This window comes from Cupriavidus sp. KK10 (assembly GCF_018223725.1).
GTDB lineage: Bacteria > Pseudomonadota > Gammaproteobacteria > Burkholderiales > Burkholderiaceae > Cupriavidus > Cupriavidus necator.
In genome coordinates this window covers 1483632-1500946 of the sequence record NZ_CP073677.1, presented here as the reverse complement: position 1 = coordinate 1500946, position 17315 = coordinate 1483632, and the positions used below count along the sequence as shown (strand labels likewise).

The following is a 17315-nucleotide window of genomic DNA, read 5'->3' as shown; positions in this document are numbered from 1 at the left end:
AGGCGAGAAGGATGAAATTTTGATGTACATCGTGGCCATTGGCTGGCTCTACGTGGCGCTGATGATGGCGATCACCGAGCACACCGTGGTGGCAGGGGTTGCCACCTTCCTGATGTATGGCGTGGCGCCGGTGGCGCTGGTGCTCTACATCATGGGCACGCCCGGCCGGCGGCGGCGCAAGGCCGAAGCCGAGCGCGCGCAGGCGGCCAGGGGCAAGGACGAGTGAGGCAGCGGCCGGCTCAGTCCGCCAGCCAGACCAGGCTGGCCATGCGGCCGGTCACGCCGTCGCGCCGATAGGAGTAGAAGCGACCGGCTTCGCCCACGGTACAGGCGTCGCCGCCGTAGACCTCGGTGCAGCCGGCGCGCGCCAGGCGCGTGCGCGCCAGCGCATAGATGTCGGCAAGGTACTTGCCCGGTGCGCCAGCGCGGAAGGCTGCGGCAACCGCGGCCTGTTCATCGGCGCGTGCCTGCGCCAGGAAAGCATCGCGCACTTCCGCACCCACCTCGAACGCATCGGGGCCGATGGCCGGGCCCAGCCACGCCAGCCAGCGCGGGGCGCCAGCACCGGCGGCGGCCTGCATCCGTGACAGCGTGGCTTCGATCACGCCGCTGCACAGGCCGCGCCAGCCCGCATGCGCGGCGCCCACCACCGTCCCCTGCGCATCGCACAGCAGCACCGGCAGGCAATCCGCCGTCATCACGGCGCAGACGTGGCCGGATGCCAACGCCAGGCTCGCGTCGGCCTGGGGCACGGGCGCGCTCGGGGCCGCGACATGATCGACCGTCGCCACCGCGCAGCCATGCACCTGCTCCAGCCACTGCGGCATCGACGGCAGGCACGCAGCCAGCCGCGCACGGTTGCGCGCCACGTCCGCGGCATCGTCGCCGACGTGGGTGCCCAGGTTTAGGCCGCCCGGGGCGCCGCCGGCAAGCCCGTACGGGCCCTTGCTGACGCCGCCCTGGCGCGTCGTGGATAGCGCGCACACACGCGCCGGCGCGGGCCAGTCAGGGACCAGCCAGGCGGGATCAGGCGCTGCGCTCATCGTCATCGTCACCGTCTTCGTCATCGCCGGCATATTCCCAGTGGGCCTCGCCGCCTTCCCAGACTTCGTCCCAGGCTTCTTCTTCCTCGTCGGCCTGCGCGCTTTCAAAATCCAGCGCATCGATCAACGCCTGCAGGTCTTCCGGAGGCTGCGCGGTCCACGACATGCGCTTGCCGGTGGCCGGATGCACCAGGCCGAGCTGGTACGCATGCAGTGCCTGGCGCTCATACGGCACCGGCAGCGGCGCGCGTACCGCCGGGCGCTGCCCGCGCTGCGTGGCGCGGAAGTAGACCGGGTCGCCCACCAGCGGATGGCCGATCGATTCGAAATGCACGCGGATCTGGTGCGTGCGGCCAGTCTCCAGCTTGCACATCACCATCGACACAAAGCCCCGCCCCAGCGGCACCGTGGCCAGCGTGCGGAAATGCGTGCGCGACGGCTTGCCGCTGGCGGTATGCACGACCGCCATGCGCGTGCGCTCGCGCGGGTCGCGGCCGATGGGCGCGTCGATGGTGCCCTCGTCATAGGTGCGGCCCCACACCAGCGCGATATAGGTGCGCTTGACCGTGCGCGCCTGCAGCTGGCGCACCAGGTCGGTCTGCGCGGTCAGCGAGCGCGCCACCACCATCAGCCCGGAGGTTTCCTTGTCGAGCCGGTGCACGATGCCCGCGCGCGGCAGCGACGTGGCGGCGGGGTCGCGGTGCAGCAACCCGTTGAGCACGGTGCCGCTCCAGTTGCCGGCAGCCGGGTGTACCACCAGCCCGGCGGGCTTGTTGATCACCAGCAGGGTGTCGTCTTCATAGACCACGTCCAGCGGCACGTCCTCGGGCGAGAAAGCGGACGATTCCGGCGCGGCCTGCGGCTGGATCTCGATGCGGTTGCCCATCTGCACCGCGTCGCGCGGCCGGCGCACCTGGCCGTCGACGCGCACCGCGCCGCTTTCGATCCACTGTTGCAGGCGGCTGCGTGAAAACTCGCTGAAGTGCCGCGCGAGCAATTTATCGAGCCGCTGGCCATGTGAGGCGCTGTCCACCTCCAGCGTCAGGGTCACGGCCGGCTCGGCAGCTGGCGCGCCGCTGCCGGTCGGCGCTTCGGCAAGGTCTTCAAATTCCTCGGGATGTGCCTCGAAATCGGCCACGGACGCGGCTGCGCGCACCCGTTCTGGTGGAAGTCCTCCCACGCCACCTCCGGCTTCGGGGTGGGGCTGGGGGCTTGGGCTATAATGCTTGACGCTATTTTTCTTCATCCGGGATACGATTGCCCATGCAATTGCAGAGCATGAAACGCGCGCGCTGGCGCACGACAATTGGAGCGGTTCTGCTCGCAGGCGGCTGCGTCATGCTGTCTGCATGCGGCCTGCTGGCGGACCAACCCGACGAGACCGCAGGCTGGTCGGCCAACAAATTATATTCGGAAGCCAAGGATGCGCTGGATGGCGGCGACTACACGCGTGCCGTCAAGCTGTATGAAAAGCTCGAAGGCCGCTATCCGTTTGGCCGCTATGCGCAGCAGGCCCAGATCGATACCGCCTACGCCAGCTACAAGGATGGTGAAACGGCTGCAGCCCTGGCCGCGGTGGACCGCTTCATCCAGCTGCACCCGAATCATCCCAATATCGATTACGCCTACTATCTCAAGGGCCTGATCAACTTCAACGACAACCTGGGCTGGCTGGGCCGATTCTCGGGCCAGGACCTGAGCGAGCGCGATCCCAAGGCCGCCCGCGCCGCGTACGACGCCTTCCATACGCTGATCACCCGCTACCCGGAAAGCAAGTACACCCCCGACGCGACGCTGCGCATGCAGTACATCGTCAACTCGCTGGCCCAGCATGAAGTGCATGCCGCGCGCTACTACTACCGGCGCGGCGCCTACCTTGCCGCCGTCAACCGTGCCCAGCAGTCACTGAAGGACTACGATGGCGCGCCGGCCAACGAAGAGGCCCTGTACATCATGATCCGCTCGTATGACGCGATGGGCATGAAGGACCTGCGCGACGACACCGCGCGCGTGATGGAGCGCAACTTCCCCGAGAGCGACTTCATCAAGTACGGCGCGCGCCGCAAGGACAAGGCCTGGTGGGAAGTGTTCTGACGCCGGCTGGCCAGCGGCCATAAAAAACGGGACGTATCCTCCGATACGTCCCGTTTTTCTTTTTCCGGCACCCGCAGCGTTCAGTCCGCTGCCGCTTCCCCTGCGGGCTCCGCCTCAGCTTCCTTGCCAGGACTGCGCAGCGACTCCAGGAACCGCACCACCGTCGCTGCCTCACGCGTGCGCGTGAACGGCGGCAGGCTTTGCCAGATCTGCCGGCCATAGGGCTTCTCGACCAGCCGCGTATCGAAGATCGCCAGTACGCCGCGGTCAGACTCCGAACGGATCAGCCGCCCCGCCCCCTGCTTGAGCGTGATCACCGCATGCGGCAGCTGGTGCACGGCAAACGGGCTCAGGCCCTTCTTCTGCAGCACTTCCATGCGCGCGGCCAGCACCGGGTCGTCGGGCGGCGCGAACGGCAGCTTGTCGATGATCACCAGCGACAGCGCCTCGCCGCGCACATCCACGCCTTCCCAGAAGCTCTGGCTGCCGACCAGCACCGCATTGCCCAGTTCGCGGAAGCGGTCCAGCAACTCGGTGCGGCTGGCCTGGCCCTGCACCAGCAGCGGCAGGTTCAGGCCGCGCTCGGCGAACGCGTCATAAAGCAGGTCCGAGGCACGCTGCACGGCGCGCAGCGTGGTGCACAGCAGGAAGGTGCGCCCGCCGGCGGCCTCGATCAGCGGCAATGCCGCCTGCACCACCGCGTCGGTGAACTGCGGCGACTGCGGCGCCGGCATGTCGCGCGGCACGTAGAGCAGCGCCTGCTTCGCGTAATCGAACGGGCTGGGCAGCGTCAGCGAGCGGTCCTTGTCGAGCCCCAACTGCGCGGCGTAGTGGGTGAAGTTGCCTTTCACCGACAGCGTGGCCGAGGTGAAGACCCAGGCGCGCGGCTGGCCGTCGCGCTGGCGCGTGAAGATCGGCGCGATCGACAACGGCGTGCGGTGCAGCTGCACGGTATGCGAGAACACCTCGACCCAGCGCACGGTTTCAGCCCCCGCGGGCACCGCCGGGGCTGCTTCTCCCTCGCCTTCCGTCTGCTGCGGTGCCGGCACGGGCGCGGCATCGGCGCGCCACGCGGCCAGCTTGTTGGCCAGCTCCAGCGCGCGGCGGTGGCATTGCTGCAGCGATTCGGCACGCTCGGCCTGGCTTTCGAGCATCTCGACGAAGTCTGACAACGCCTCGTCCAGCGCATCGAGCGTCTCGTTGAAAGGCTCGGCGATACGGCGGTCGGCCTCGATCTGGCCCAGCGCCAGCCGCGCATTGTCCTTGCTGAAGGCCAGGCGCAGGTCGCGCGCGGCGCGCTCCAGCGGCGCGGCCAGCGCGACCCAGTCCACCGCATCGCGCGCATGCGACAGGCCTTCGGCCACGGCATCGCGGGCGATTTCCAGCAGCTGGCTGGTGGAAAGCGTCTCGCCGAAGAACAGCGTGGCGGTCTCGGGCAGCTGGTGGGCCTCGTCGAAGATCACGGTGTTGGCCGCCGGCAGCAGTTCCGCCATGCCGGTGTCGCGCAGCACCACGTCGGCAAAGAACAGGTGATGGTTGACCACCACCACGTCGGCCTGCTGCGCTTCCTTGCGCGCGCGCATCACAAAGCATTCCTTGTAATGCGGGCATTCCGATCCCAGGCAGTTGTCGCGCGTGGAGGTCACCATCTGCCATACCGGCGCGTTCTCGGGCACGGACGCCAGCTCGGCCTTGTCGCCGGTGGAGGTTTCCTTGACGAAGCGGCCGATGTCGCGCAGCCATGCCGCATCCTGGCGCGACGCCAGGCGCCCGTTGGCCTGCGCGCGTTCCAGGTGGTAGTGGCAGACGTAGTTGGCGCGGCCCTTGAGCAGCGCCACCGAGACCGGCACGTTCAGCGCATGGCGCACGGTGGGGATATCGCGCAGGAACAGCTGGTCCTGCAGGTTCTTGGTGCCGGTCGACAGGATCACCTTGCCGCCCCACAGCATCGCCGGCACCAGGTAGGCGTAGGTCTTGCCGGTGCCGGTGCCCGCCTCGACGATGACGGAATCGTTCTGCGCGATCGCGTCGGCGACGGCCTCGGCCATCTTGTGCTGCGAGGCGCGTGGCCGGTAGCCGGGAATGGCCTGGGCCAGCGTGCCGGTATCGGCAAAGATGGTGGCCAGTTCAGCGCCGCGGCTGGCGCCGTCGTCGGCGGGCGCGGCAGGCACGGGCGACCCGGCGTCGGTCAGGCTGACGGCTTCGGACGACTCAGGGGAATCTGGAAGATCGGACAAGGGAGGGGGGATGTTGTATGGGCCGCCGGACAGGGCCGGTGGCAATCGGCCAGCCTGGCGCGGATGCGCTCAGGCCGGCACGTCGGGTTCGAGCTGCAGCTGCAGCAGCGTGATGGCGTCCTTCAGCTTGAGGCGGCGCTTCTTCAGCCGGCGCAGCTGCAGTTCATCATGGACGGCGTCGCTGGCAAGCCGGTCGATCAGGAAATCCAGGTCGCGGTGCTCGATCTGCAACTCCATGATGCGCCGCTCCAGGGTGTTCAGGTTGCTGTCCATCTATGCCTCCGCTGCGCTGTCACGGTACCGGGCCTCAGAAGCCGAACGGGCGCGGCGCCGACGCCTGGCCCTGTTGCTCCTTCGCCTTGGCGCGGCGCTCTTCCAGTTCCTTCTGGCGCTGTTCGAGGTCGCGCTGCTTGGCCTCGTACGTCTTGACGTTCTCCTGCCGCTGGCGGGCCTGCTCGGCGCCCTTCTGCTGGGCCTCCTGCATGCGGGCATCGAAGTCAGACTGCTTCTTTTCGTACGCCTGCGCGTTGGCGGCACGCTGCGGCGCCTCGCCCTGGCGCTGCGCCTCGCGCAGTTGCTGTTCCTGCTGCTTCTTCTGGAAGGCCTCGCGGCTGGACTGTTCACTGGCCGAGCGCTTCGGCTGGCTGGCCTCGAACTCGGCGTTGCGCAGCGCCTGTTCGCGGTCGCGCTCGGCGGCGCGGTGGGCGCGTTCGGCCTCGCCTACCTCCAGTTCGCGCTTGCGCAGCACCTGCAGCTCCTCGCGCTGGACTTCCTTGGCGTTGTTGATGCAGTGGTTGACGAAGAACTTGCCGTAGCACTCACGTTCGGCGGCGGCAAAGCGGTAGTTGGTCCAGGCGCGCGAATCCTCGACGGCCTTGCGTTCGGCGGCAAAGTCGCGCTGGCCGTTGGCGGCGGGCGGCGCGGCGGGCGCGGAAGCCTGGGCGCGCGCCTCGCGCAGCGGCATCAGCACGGCGCATGCAGCCAGGGCCAGTGCAGCCAGGCGGCCGAAGCGGAACAGGGAAGTTTCAGGCACGTTGGCGAAGGTTGGCATGGCCAGGATGGTGGCCTTGGCGGCGGCCGGGCGGGACTTGACGATCATGACCGGATTCTAGCATCCGGGCCGGGCACCGGCCTGCCCCGCCGGCCCGTTCCGGACGTGCGCGGGACGCCGCCCGCCCCGCACCCACAGCGCGCCCCGGCGGATACCTCCCGCGCTTGTGGCAAAATGCCCCGCTTTCGACTGACTGCGTTTTTCGCTGCGCTCTCCGATGTCCAACCTGCCCGCATCCGTCTCGCAAAAGATTGTCTCGCTCATCGCGGCTGAACTGTCCGTGCAGCCCCGCCAGGTGGCCGCGGCCGTGGCGCTGCTCGACGAAGGCGCCACCGTGCCCTTCATCGCCCGCTACCGCAAGGAAGTGACCGGCAACCTGGATGACACGCAGCTGCGCAACCTGGAAGAGCGCCTGCTCTACCTGCGCGACATGGAAGACCGCCGCGCGGCCATCCTCGCGTCGATCCAGGAGCAAGGCAAGCTCACGCCCGAGCTCCAGGCCGCCATCGAGGCCGCCGAAACCAAGCAGACGCTCGAAGACCTCTACCTGCCCTACAAGCCCAAGCGCCGCACCCGCGCCCAGATCGCGCGCGAATGCGGGCTGGAGCCGCTGGCGCAGGCGCTGCTGGCCGATCCCACGCTGGATCCGCAGGCCGAGGCCGCCAAGTACGTCAATGGCAACCCCACCGCCGACGGCGGCGTGCCGGATGTCAAGGCCGCGCTGGACGGCGCGCGCGACATCCTGTCCGAGCAGTTCGGCGAGACCGCGGAACTGCTGGGCAAGCTGCGCGAGCACCTGTGGAACAACGGCGTGGTGGCCTCCACCGTGATGGAAGGCAAGGAAACCGCCGAGGAAGAGAAGTTCCGCGACTACTACAGCTACAGCGAGACCATCCGCACCGTGCCGTCGCACCGCGCGCTGGCGCTGTTCCGCGGCCGCAACGCGGGCGTGCTGATGGTCAAGCTGGGCCTGGGCGAAGAACAGGACGCGATGGTGCCGCACCCGTGCGAAGGCATGATCGCGCGCCATGTCGGCGTCCAGAACCTGGGCCGCCCGGCCGACAAGTGGCTGGGCGACGTATGCCGCTGGTGCTGGCGCGTCAAGGTGCAGCCCCACCTGGAAACCGAACTGCTGACGCAGCTGCGCGAAACCGCGGAGAACGAAGCCATCAAGGTGTTCGGCCGCAACCTGCATGAGCTGCTGCTGGCCGCGCCAGCCGGGCCCAAGTCCGTGATGGGCGTCGACCCGGGCATCCGCACCGGTTGCAAGATCGCCGTGGTGGACAGCACCGGCAAGCTGCTGGACACCGCCACCATCTACCCGCACGAGCCGCGCCGCGACTGGAACGGCTCGCTCGCCACGCTGGCGCGCCTGGCAAAACAGCACAATGTGGCGCTGGTGTCGATCGGCAACGGCACCGCCAGCCGCGAAACCGACAAGCTGGTGCAGGACCTGATGAAGCAGATGCCCGAGCTGAAGCTGACCAAGATCGTGGTCAGCGAGGCCGGCGCTTCGGTGTATTCGGCGTCGGAGCTGGCAGCCAAGGAATTCCCGGACCTGGATGTGTCGCTGCGCGGCGCGGTGTCGATTGCCCGCCGGCTGCAGGATCCGCTGGCGGAACTGGTCAAGATCGATCCCAAGTCGATCGGCGTGGGCCAGTACCAGCATGACGTCAACCAGCGCGAGCTGGCGCGGGCGCTGGACGCCGTGGTCGAAGACTGCGTCAACGCCGTGGGCGTGGACGTCAACACCGCCTCGGCGCCGCTGCTGGCGCGCGTGTCGGGCCTGAACACGGTGCTGGCGCGCAATATCGTCGAGTTCCGCGACGCCAATGGCGCCTTCCCCAACCGCAACGCGCTGAAGCAGGTGCCGCGCCTGGGCGACAAGACCTTCGAGCAGGCGGCCGGCTTCCTGCGCATCAACGACGGCGACAATCCGCTGGACCGCTCCTCGGTGCACCCGGAAGCGTATCCGGTGGTGCAGCGCATCCTGGAACACGTCAAGAAGGGCCTGCGCGATGTGATGGGCAACCGCGACGCGCTGCGCGGCCTGTCGCCGACGCAGTTCACCGACGACTCCTTCGGCCTGCCGACCGTGCGCGACATCCTGACCGAACTGGAAAAGCCGGGCCGCGACCCGCGCCCCGAGTTCAAGACCGCGACCTTCCAGGAAGGTGTGGAAGACGTGAAGGACCTGCAGCCCGGCATGGTGCTGGAAGGCGTGGTCACCAACGTGGCAGCCTTCGGTGCGTTTGTCGATATCGGCGTGCACCAGGACGGCCTGGTCCATATCTCGGCGTTGTCGAACAAGTTCGTCAAGGACGCACACGAGGTGGTCAAGGCTGGCCAGGTGGTCAAGGTCAAGGTGATGGAGGTCGACGTCAAGCGCAACCGCATCGGCCTGTCGATGCGCCTGGACGACGAGCCCGGCCAGGCCGCGGCGCGTGCCGGCGGCGACCGTGGCGATCGCGGCGCCCAGCGCAATGGTGGCAAGGGCTTCGGTGGCGGCCGCCGCGAGCAGGAACCGGCGGGCGCGATGGCCGCGGCCTTCGCCAAGCTCAAGCGCTAAGCCGCAAGCGCATGGCAAGACGCCCCGCACGGGAAGCCGTGCGGGGCGTTTTCGCTTTCAGCCGCCGCGCCCGATCCGCACAGCCAGGCCCTTCCCGGCCCCATCCGAGCGGTTGGCAAACGCAATTTCCAGCCCATGCAGCCGCGCCACGCGCCGCGCGATGGAAATGCCAAGGCCGTGCCCCTGCTCGCGCTGCCCGCTGCCACCGCGGAAAAAGCGGTCTCCCAGCCGTGCCAGCACGTCCGGCGCCACGCCCGGCCCCTGGTCGCGCACGGTGATGCCGTCAGGCTGGAAATCGACCGTCACCAGCGCACCGGGCGGACTGTAGCGGATGGCGTTGTCGAGCAGGTTGCGCAGCATCAGCGACAGCAGGCTGGTGTCGCCCGCCACCGGCAATGGGGGATGGCCCCGGGCCGGCCATTCCAGCTCGACGTCGACCTGTTTCTGCTGGGCCAGGCCCAGGCAGTCGGACAGCGCCTGCTGCGCCACGGGCAGCCAGTTGACAGGCTGGCGCGAAGGCGGCGCCGAGGCATCCTCCAGCCGGCTCAGTGTCAGCAACTGCGACACCAGCCGGCCGATGCGGTCGATGCCGGATGCCACATTGGCGCGCGCCTGCGCGCGTTCGTCGGCGTCAGGCGAGCGCTCGGCTATCTCCCACTGCGCCTTGAGCGCGGCCAGCGGCGTGCGCATCTCGTGCGCCGCATCGGCGGTCAGGCGCCGTTCGTGTTCGATTGAATCCGATACGCGCGCCAGCAGCCGGTTCATCGCATGCACCAGCGGCACCAGTTCACCGGGCACGGCCTTGAGGCTGAGCGGTCGGCGGTCCTCCGGGGCGCGCCCTTCGATGTCCGAGGACAGCGCCCGCACCGGCGCCAGCGCGCGCCGCATGAACCAGATCAGCAGCCCGATCAGCACCGGCAGCCCCGCGGCCCACGGCAACACCTGCGCGGCGATATAGGACAGGATCAGCTCGTTGCGCTCGCCGATCTGCTGGCCGACACAGACACGCCAGCCGGTGTCGGGGTCGTCGAGGTAGTAGAGCCGCCAGGCCTTCTTGTTGATGGTGATCTCGGTAAAGCCCTTGACGCCGGGGGCGCGTGGCAGCAGGTCGCCCTCGGGATCGATATGCAGCGACTTGCCGTCTGGCAGCCACGCCGCGATGGCCAAATCGCCCAGCCCGGCGTCGCCCTGGTCACCTTCCACCAGCTGCGGCAGCCGCGTGCGCGACGGCGCAGCGGCGACATCGACCAGCGGGACCACCGAATGCATCTGCAGCGCCATGCGCACCATGTCAGTGTCATAGAGCTCATTGATCTCATGCCGGGCCCGCACGTAGGTCAGGCCGATGGTCAGCAGCCACACCACCGGCGCGGCGATCAGCACCGCAAAGATGAGCCGGCGCTGCAACGTCATATGCAATCCTCCGCCGCGCCCAGCGTGTAGCCCGCGCCGCGGAAGGTGCGCACGATCTTCGGATGAATCTTGCGGCGCAGGTGGTGGATATGCACCTCCAGTGCGTTGCTCTCGATGCCGCCCTGCCAGTCATAAAGCTTGTCGCGCAGGAAGTCGCGCGTCAGCAGCCGGTTGGGGTGCGCCAGCAGCAGCTCCAGCAACATGGCTTCGCGGCTGGTCAGTTCCACCGGCTGGCCCTGCCAGTACGCCTGGCGCGCGGCCGGGTGGAATTCCAGCGCGCCGTGCTTCCACACTGGCGACGACAGGCCCGCGGCGCGGCGGGTGACGGCACGCAGCCGTGCCGCCAGCTCATCGAGCGCGATCGGCTTGACCAGGTAGTCGTCGGCGCCGGCGTCAAGGCCGCCGATGCGGCTGTCGATCGCATCGCGCGCGGTCAGCACAATCACCGGGATGCGGCAGCCGCGCGCACGCCAGCGCGCGAGCAGCGACATGCCGTCTTCCCCTGGCAGGCCCAGGTCCAGCACCACGGCATCGTAGTGGACCACGCCGAGTGCATGGTCGGCTTCAGCGCCGGTGCTGAACCAGTCGACCGCATAGTCCAGCAGTTGCAGGCCGCGGCGAAGCCCGTCGCCCAGCATCGGGGCGTCTTCAACGATCAGGATTCTCATTTTTCCGGGCTGGGTTTGTTTATCCTTCCGGTGTTATCCACCAGTCACACGAGTGCGTGCGGCATCGTGCCTGGAACGCATCGTGGCCATTATGTGCGCGCCCGCTTAATCTGCCATTAAGGTTTGCCCATTATTCTCGCCCTCTCCGCGCCAGGACCCAGCCTTAGTCAACGCCGCACCTCCAGCCGGCGTTGTCATGGCCATGCCGCCGGGCCGCGCTGCCTCGCAGCGCCGCCTCAGCACCCTACCCAAGCCACCGCCGCCCTTGCCGTCACACCCGCCTCCAGGCCACGACGTTCCTGCCATGCCTCAACGTCCCAATCGCTCTGCCGCCGTGCGCAGGCTTGACGCCGCCCGGGCCGGCGACCCCGGCCATGCCGCGCGCATCGCCGGCATGCCCGCCCTGACGGTGACGCTGGTGGCGCTGGCGTTCGCGCTGGTCTGGTTCGGCACGCTGGGCGTGCGCCACCTGCTCGGCCCCGACGAAGGCCGCTATGCCGAGATCGCGCGTGAGATGCTGAGCACCGGCGACTGGGTCACCATCCGCTACAACGCGCTGAAGTACTTCGAGAAACCGCCCTTCCATATGTGGGTGACGGCACTGTCGTACGCACTGTTCGGCGTCGGCGAATGGCAGGCAAGGCTGTGCGTGGCGCTGGCCGGCATCGCCGGGCTGGGCATGTCGATGCTGGCCGCGGCACGCTGGTTCGGCGCGCGCGCCGGACTGTTGACGGGTCTGGTGCTGGCGTCCGCACCGATGTGGAACGTCGCCGCGCATTTCAATACGCTGGACATGACGCTGTCCGGCGTCATGGCCTGCGTGCTGGCGTGCATGCTGCTGGCCCAGCATCCGGGCACAACGCCCGCCGCGCGCCGCAACTGGATGCTGGCGTGCTGGGCCGCGATGGGCGTGGCCGTGCTGACCAAGGGGCTGGTCGGCCTGGCGCTGCCCGGCCTGGTGCTGGTGATCTACACCTGCGTGACGCGCGACCTGGCACTGTGGCGAAGGCTGCATGTGCCGGCCGGCATCGTGGTGATGCTGCTGGTGGCAGTGCCGTGGTACTGGCTGGTGGCGCGGCGCAACCCGGAATTCCTGCGCTTTTTCTTTATCCACGAGCACTGGCAGCGCTATACCTCGACCGTGCATGCGCGCAAGGGTGCGCTGTGGTACTTCGTGCCGCTGGTGATCGGTGGCTTCCTGCCATGGCTGGGGCTGGTGCCCGGCATGGTGCGCGCCGTCCGGCAACGTGCCGGCGTCGCCGACGCAAGCAGTTCGCGGCCGTTCCAGCCTGCCCTGATGGCGGCGCTGTGGGCCGCGTCGATTTTCGTCTTCTTCAGCCTGTCCGGATCCAAGCTCCCCGGCTATATCCTGCCGGTGTTCCCGGCGCTTGGGATGCTGGCGGGTGCGGCGCTGGTGCAGACCGGCGAGCGTGCCTGGCGCCGACAGTTGCGGGCGATGCTGGTCGTCGGCGCGATCGGGCTGCTGGCCAGCCCCTACGTGGCCACGCTCGATTCCAACAACACGCCCAACGCGCTGTACCGCGCCTATGCCGTGTGGGCGGCGTTGGCGTTCGCGCTGGTGATGCTGAGCGCCGTGGCGGGCCTGTGGCTGCAGCGCCGGCACGGGCCCATGGCCAGTATTACGGCCTATGCATTCGGGATGCTGCTGGCATTCTCCACCGCCCTGCTCGGCCATGAAACCATCGGCCGCTCGGCGTCGGGCATCGACATGGTGGCGCCGATCGCGCGCGTACTGGAGCCTGGCATGCCGCTCTATGGCGTCGGCATGCTGGACCATACGCTGCCGTTCTACCTGCACCATCCGCTCACCATGGTGGCGCGAGCCGACGAACTAACCTTCGGCACCGAACAGGAGCCGCAGAAATGGCTGCCCACCGTCGATGCCTTCATCGATGCCTGGCTGCACGGTCCGCGCGCCGTCGCGCTGCTGTCGCCGCAGACCTTTGCCGAGCTGAGTGCGCGCGTGCCGATGCATGTGGTCGCGCGCGACTGGCGGCGCGTGGCCGTCGCCAACTTCCCCATCGCTGGCGCGCGCTAGCCGCGCCAGCGAGTTCCGTTTTCCCATGCCATCGTCAAACGCAATGCAAGGCAAGAAAATACTGATCCTCGGCGTCAACGGCTTCATCGGCCACCACCTGACGCGCCGCATCCTGGAAACCACGCCGTGGGAGGTCTACGGCATGGACATGTCGTCGGACCGCCTCGGCGACCTCGTCGACCACCCGCGCATGCACTTCTTCGAGGGTGACATCACCATCAACAAGGAGTGGATCGAGTACAACATCCGCAAGTGCGACGTGGTACTGCCGCTGGTGGCCATCGCCACCCCGGCCACCTATGTGCGCCAGCCGCTGCGCGTGTTCGAGCTGGACTTCGAGGCCAACCTGCCGATCGTGCGCGCCGCGGTCAAGTACGGCAAGCACCTGGTGTTCCCGTCGACCTCCGAGGTCTACGGCATGTGCAGCGACGAAGAGTTCGACCCCGAGGCCTCGCCGCTGGTCTACGGCCCGATCAACAAGCCGCGCTGGATCTACGCCTGCTCCAAGCAGCTGATGGACCGCGTGATCCACGCCTACGGCATGGAGCAAGGCCTGAACTACACCCTGTTCCGTCCGTTCAACTGGATCGGCGCCGGGCTGGATTCGATCTTCGAATCGAAGGAAGGCTCGTCGCGCGTGGTGACGCAGTTCCTCGGCCATATCGTGCGCGGCGAGCCGATCAAGCTGGTCGACGGCGGCGCCCAGCAGCGCGCCTTTGCCGATATCGCCGACGGCATCGACGCGCTGATGCGCATCATCGAGAACCCCAACGGCGTGGCCAGCGGCAAGATCTACAACATCGGCAACCCGGGCAATATCCACTCGGTGCGCGAGCTGGCCGAGATGATGCTGAAGATGGCCGCCGACTATCCGGAATACGCCGACGAAGCGCGCAAGACGCAGATCATCGAGACCTCCTCGGGCGACTTCTATGGCAAGGGCTACCAGGACGTGCAGCACCGCGTGCCGAAGATCGACAACACCATCGAAGAACTGGGCTGGAAGCCCGGGATCAGCATGGAAGCGGCGCTGCGCCGCATCTTCGAGGCGTATCGCACGCACGTGACGGACGCAAGGACGTTGGTGAACCAGGGGTGAGGCTGGAGGCAGTCTCAAGCCGCATGCCGAAGCCTGCTGGCGTTCCTTCTGGCTTGGGTACTCCCTCTCCCGCTTGCGGGAGAGGGTTGGGGTGAGGGCCAGGTGTATCGACGAAGTAACGCGTGTCGGTATGCCTGTGCCTGCCCTCACCCCCTGCCCCTCTCCCGCAAGCGGGAGAGGGGAGCACACCCGCGGCCTCAGCCGACCGACACTTCAATCCGCCGCGGCCGCGCCTCTTCCCTGCGCGGGATCGTCAGCTTCAGCACGCCGTCCTGCAAGTTGGCCTCGATGCGCGAGGCGTCAAGATCCGGGCTGAGCGTAAACGTACGTGCATAGCGCGGCTGCCGAATCTCGGCATGCTGCACGCGCAGGCTCGCGGGCGTCGGCACGACGGCTTCGCCTTCGATGCGCAGGCTGCTGTCGTGGACGTTGACCTCGAGGTTCTCGCGCGGCACGCCGGGCAGATCCGCCCACAGCGTGACTCCTGCTGAGGTTTCGTAGATATCGACCGCGGGCACCAGCGTCATGGTCTGGATTTCCTCGCGGCGTTGCGCGACGGCGCCCCGCTCGCCTTGGCCGCTTGTGTTCTGGTCGCGCTGGACGACCTGCTTCGAATCGTTCATGGCGTCCTCCTCACGTTAGCTGACGGTGATGGCGCGCGGACGCGACGCTTCGCGCTTGCCTACGCTGATCGAGAGGCAGCCGTTGGTATAGCGTGCCTGCACCTTGTCCGGATCGGCCGACTGCGGCAACTCGATCACGCGGCGGAAGCTGCCGAAGAAGCGCTCCTGCGCATAGGGCCGTATCTCGGCTTCGCCCTCCGGCTGCACCTGGGCACGCTCGCCGCTGATGGTCAGCAGGCCCTTGTCGATCGATACCTCGAGCTGGTCCGTCTTGATGCCGGGCGCGAACACCACGATCTCGATCGAGTCATCGGTCGCGCCGATATTCAGCGGGGGGAACGCCCCGAAACGCCCGGAGCGCAGGCTGGTTGAAAACCCGCCGAAGAGATTCGCCATCTGCCGTTGCATCCGGTCGAATTCACTGAACGGGTCGTTCCCGAAAAAGAAGTCACTCATGGTTAGATCCTCCTTCTATGCAGCGGGGAGGCGCAGGACCCTGATGTAGTGCACCTGGCCTCCTGCCAGGCCGCTGCAAACCAACGGAAAACACGCAGCGCCGCGTTGCCGCGACGACTGGGCAATCCATAATTAGTGCTGCCCCGCGCGAATTTCAAGGGGTCGGATAGCGGGACAATCTGACGCTGGCAGGTATCGACCGCATCACAGCCTCAGGTCCGGAATTCAGGCGCCGGCGCGATCGAAGCCGGCCTTGCGCGCCAGCACGATGGCCTGCGCGCGGTTCTCCACTTCCAGCTTGGCGAAAATGCTGGTGATGTGGTTGCGCACGGTCTTTTCACACAGGTCAAGATGCGCGGCGATCTGGGCGTTGTCGCGGCCCTGCGCGATCAGTTCGACGATATCGCGCTCGCGCCGTGTCAGCGCGGTGAAGGCCGGGTCGCGCACTGGCTCCCCAGCCTGCAGGAAGGCGCGCACCTCGTCCAGCCAGCGCAGCCATGCGGGCTCGGTTTCCAGCAACAGGTGATTGCCGCTTTCCAGCGGCACGAAGCGCGCGCCGGGAATCTCGCTGGCGATCAGGCGCCCTTCGTCGAACGGCACGCGCGCATCGCGCACCGCGTGCAGCACCAGTGTCGGGCACGATACCTGGGGCAGCAGCGCCACCACGTCGATCTCATTGAAGACGCGCATGAAGCGTGCGGCATTCAGCGGCGAGGTCGAGACCCGCTCCAGTTCATTGAACCATGCATGCTGCTCGGCCGTGCCGCCGGGGATGAACTGGGTGGTGAAGAACTGGCGGAAAGCCGGATTCTCCTGGCCCCAGCCAAGCTCGGCGAGCTTGTTCATCAGCTCGGCCTCTTCCAGCAGGCGCTGGCTCAGGTGGTCGCGCTTCAGGCGCCCCCGCGCGTAGCCACCGTGCAGCACCAGATGGCTGACCCGCTCGGGATGCGCGACCGCGTAGGCGACGGCAATCGACGCGCCCTGCGAGATGCCCAGCAACGGAAAATGGTCCACCCCGGTGGCGTCGACGATGGTTTCCAGGTCGCGCAGCCACGCGTCGAAGGACAGGTCCTCGATATCCCGGTCAGAGAGCCCGCAGCCGCGCTCGTCATAGCGGATCAGCGTATGCGTGGCAGACAGCGCCGTGATCATGTGGCTCCACACCGGGCTGCCGACGTCGAACTCCAGGTGGCTCATCCAGTTGGCCGCCTTGACCAGCGGCGCGCCGCTGCCCGTGATGGCGTACGCAAGGCGAACGCCGTCACGGCTGGTGCACAGGCGGAGCTGCTGCTTGAACATCGGCATGTCGGGGCCGCGCGGTGCTGGGACGGCCTGCCGGCAGCCGCGGGCCGCGGCTGCCATGCGGGCGCGCCGCGTGACTTCCCTAGCTTAGGCAAAGGATGGGCGGCGCCAAAGCGCCGTCGATCACTCAGGACAGGCATTCCTCGCTGCCGCGTGCATCGCTGCGCGCGCCGTCGGTGAAACCATCGCGAGAACTGATATGCGTCCCCTCGGTAAAGGGATCGAAGCGTCCCATGCGCGCGCCATCCGTGTATGGATCAGGCTTGCGCTTCGCATCCCGGTTCGGATCAAAGCCACGGACCACGCACACTGACATGCTGCCGCGAGCCACCACGGGCCGCATCGCGGCCTCGGCGGCCGGACTGCGCGCGCCGTCCGTGAAGGCGTCGCGCTGCGCGTTGTGGCGCGGCACGGCAGCGGCCAGGGCTTCGCCATATGCACCGGCGTGGGCGGCATGACTGAACCCGGCGGCGAGTGCGGCAGCGACTAGCAGGGTCTTGGCAAAATTCTCATGCATTGCAATCTCCAACAGGGATGCCGGCGGCATTGCCGCGACGGCACGCCTCATGCGGGCGATCGGCTACGAAACAGCACGGGCCGCACGGGATCGCCTCGAGCCGTGCCAGCCGTTGCCTGGCGCAAGCCGGCTGCCATCCCATCATGGCAGCGGCGCAGCGCCTGACTCCTGGATCAGTGTTATG

The 17315-nt window shown here is 67.8% G+C and carries 16 protein-coding genes; 5 read left to right on the top strand and 11 right to left on the bottom strand.

The window, feature by feature from the left end:
• The first annotated feature begins 22 nt into the window (after positions 1–22).
• Positions 23–226 (top strand): hypothetical protein, encoded by a 204-nt coding sequence (locus KB879_RS07400; protein ID WP_013956450.1) that lies wholly within the window; start codon positions 23–25, stop codon positions 224–226.
• Between the two features lie 13 nt (positions 227–239).
• Here KB879_RS07400 and pgeF read toward each other — a convergent pair whose 3' ends face one another.
• Positions 240–1043, bottom strand: coding sequence for a peptidoglycan editing factor PgeF (gene pgeF, locus KB879_RS07395; protein ID WP_013956449.1), 804 nt, complete (start codon positions 1041–1043; stop codon positions 240–242).
• Complete coding sequence (locus KB879_RS07390; protein WP_013956448.1) at positions 1027–2289, bottom strand: RluA family pseudouridine synthase; 1263 nt, start codon at positions 2287–2289, stop codon at positions 1027–1029. Before KB879_RS07390 ends, pgeF begins: the two co-directional genes overlap by 17 nt.
• Positions 2290–2306: 17 nt before the next feature.
• Between KB879_RS07390 and KB879_RS07385 the strand changes: the two genes are divergently transcribed.
• Positions 2307–3137 carry an outer membrane protein assembly factor BamD gene (locus KB879_RS07385; RefSeq protein WP_013956447.1) on the top strand — a complete coding sequence of 277 codons (831 nt, stop codon included), beginning with the start codon at positions 2307–2309 and terminating at the stop codon, positions 3135–3137.
• 80 nt (positions 3138–3217) lie between these two features.
• Here the strand turns inward: KB879_RS07385 and KB879_RS07380 are convergent, their stop codons facing one another.
• From KB879_RS07380 to KB879_RS07370, 3 genes are all read right to left on the bottom strand, one after another.
• Positions 3218–5374 (bottom strand): ATP-dependent DNA helicase, encoded by a 2157-nt coding sequence (locus tag KB879_RS07380; protein ID WP_153955273.1) that lies wholly within the window; start codon positions 5372–5374, stop codon positions 3218–3220.
• Positions 5375–5443: 69 nt separating this feature from the next.
• Positions 5444–5647, bottom strand: coding sequence for a DUF465 domain-containing protein (locus tag KB879_RS07375; RefSeq protein WP_013956445.1), 204 nt, complete (start codon positions 5645–5647; stop codon positions 5444–5446).
• A 34-nt stretch (positions 5648–5681) separates the two neighbouring features.
• Positions 5682–6473, bottom strand: coding sequence for a hypothetical protein (locus KB879_RS07370; protein WP_211980974.1), 792 nt, complete (start codon positions 6471–6473; stop codon positions 5682–5684).
• A gap of 169 nt (positions 6474–6642) precedes the next feature.
• On the opposite strand from KB879_RS07370, the gene KB879_RS07365 reads away from it, so the two are divergent.
• Positions 6643–8994 carry a Tex family protein gene (locus tag KB879_RS07365; protein WP_153955271.1) on the top strand — a complete coding sequence of 784 codons (2352 nt, stop codon included), beginning with the start codon at positions 6643–6645 and terminating at the stop codon, positions 8992–8994.
• Positions 8995–9051: 57 nt separating this feature from the next.
• Here the strand turns inward: KB879_RS07365 and KB879_RS07360 are convergent, their stop codons facing one another.
• Together KB879_RS07360 and KB879_RS07355 are read right to left on the bottom strand one after the other, a co-directional pair.
• Positions 9052–10407: an ATP-binding protein gene (locus KB879_RS07360; RefSeq protein WP_153955270.1), complete on the bottom strand. Its 1356-nt coding sequence runs from the start codon at positions 10405–10407 to the stop codon at positions 9052–9054.
• Positions 10404–11075: a response regulator gene (locus KB879_RS07355; protein WP_013956441.1), complete on the bottom strand. Its 672-nt coding sequence runs from the start codon at positions 11073–11075 to the stop codon at positions 10404–10406. Before KB879_RS07355 ends, KB879_RS07360 begins: the two co-directional genes overlap by 4 nt.
• 304 nt (positions 11076–11379) lie before the next feature.
• Here KB879_RS07355 and KB879_RS07350 point away from each other — a divergent pair, with 304 nt between their 5' ends.
• Both KB879_RS07350 and KB879_RS07345 read left to right on the top strand, forming a co-directional pair.
• Positions 11380–13134, top strand: a complete 1755-nt coding sequence (locus KB879_RS07350; protein ID WP_153955269.1) for a glycosyltransferase family 39 protein — start codon at positions 11380–11382, stop codon at positions 13132–13134.
• Between the two features lie 43 nt (positions 13135–13177).
• Positions 13178–14233, top strand: a complete 1056-nt coding sequence (locus tag KB879_RS07345; protein ID WP_013956439.1) for a bifunctional UDP-4-keto-pentose/UDP-xylose synthase — start codon at positions 13178–13180, stop codon at positions 14231–14233.
• Positions 14234–14430: 197 nt separating this feature from the next.
• Here KB879_RS07345 and KB879_RS07340 read toward each other — a convergent pair whose 3' ends face one another.
• From KB879_RS07340 to KB879_RS07325, 4 genes are all read right to left on the bottom strand, one after another.
• A complete protein-coding gene (locus KB879_RS07340; RefSeq protein ID WP_013956438.1) occupies positions 14431–14856 on the bottom strand; it encodes an Hsp20/alpha crystallin family protein in 426 nt (141 codons plus the stop codon).
• A 15-nt stretch (positions 14857–14871) separates the two neighbouring features.
• The gene (locus KB879_RS07335; protein ID WP_153956169.1) at positions 14872–15312 is read right to left on the bottom strand and encodes an Hsp20/alpha crystallin family protein; all 441 of its coding nucleotides are present in this window, start codon (positions 15310–15312) and stop codon (positions 14872–14874) included.
• 225 nt (positions 15313–15537) lie between these two features.
• Complete coding sequence (locus KB879_RS07330; protein WP_211980973.1) at positions 15538–16674, bottom strand: alpha/beta fold hydrolase; 1137 nt, start codon at positions 16672–16674, stop codon at positions 15538–15540.
• 67 nt (positions 16675–16741) lie between these two features.
• The gene (locus tag KB879_RS07325) at positions 16742–17131 is read right to left on the bottom strand and encodes a hypothetical protein (RefSeq protein WP_153956167.1); all 390 of its coding nucleotides are present in this window, start codon (positions 17129–17131) and stop codon (positions 16742–16744) included.
• Positions 17132–17315 lie beyond the last annotated feature (184 nt).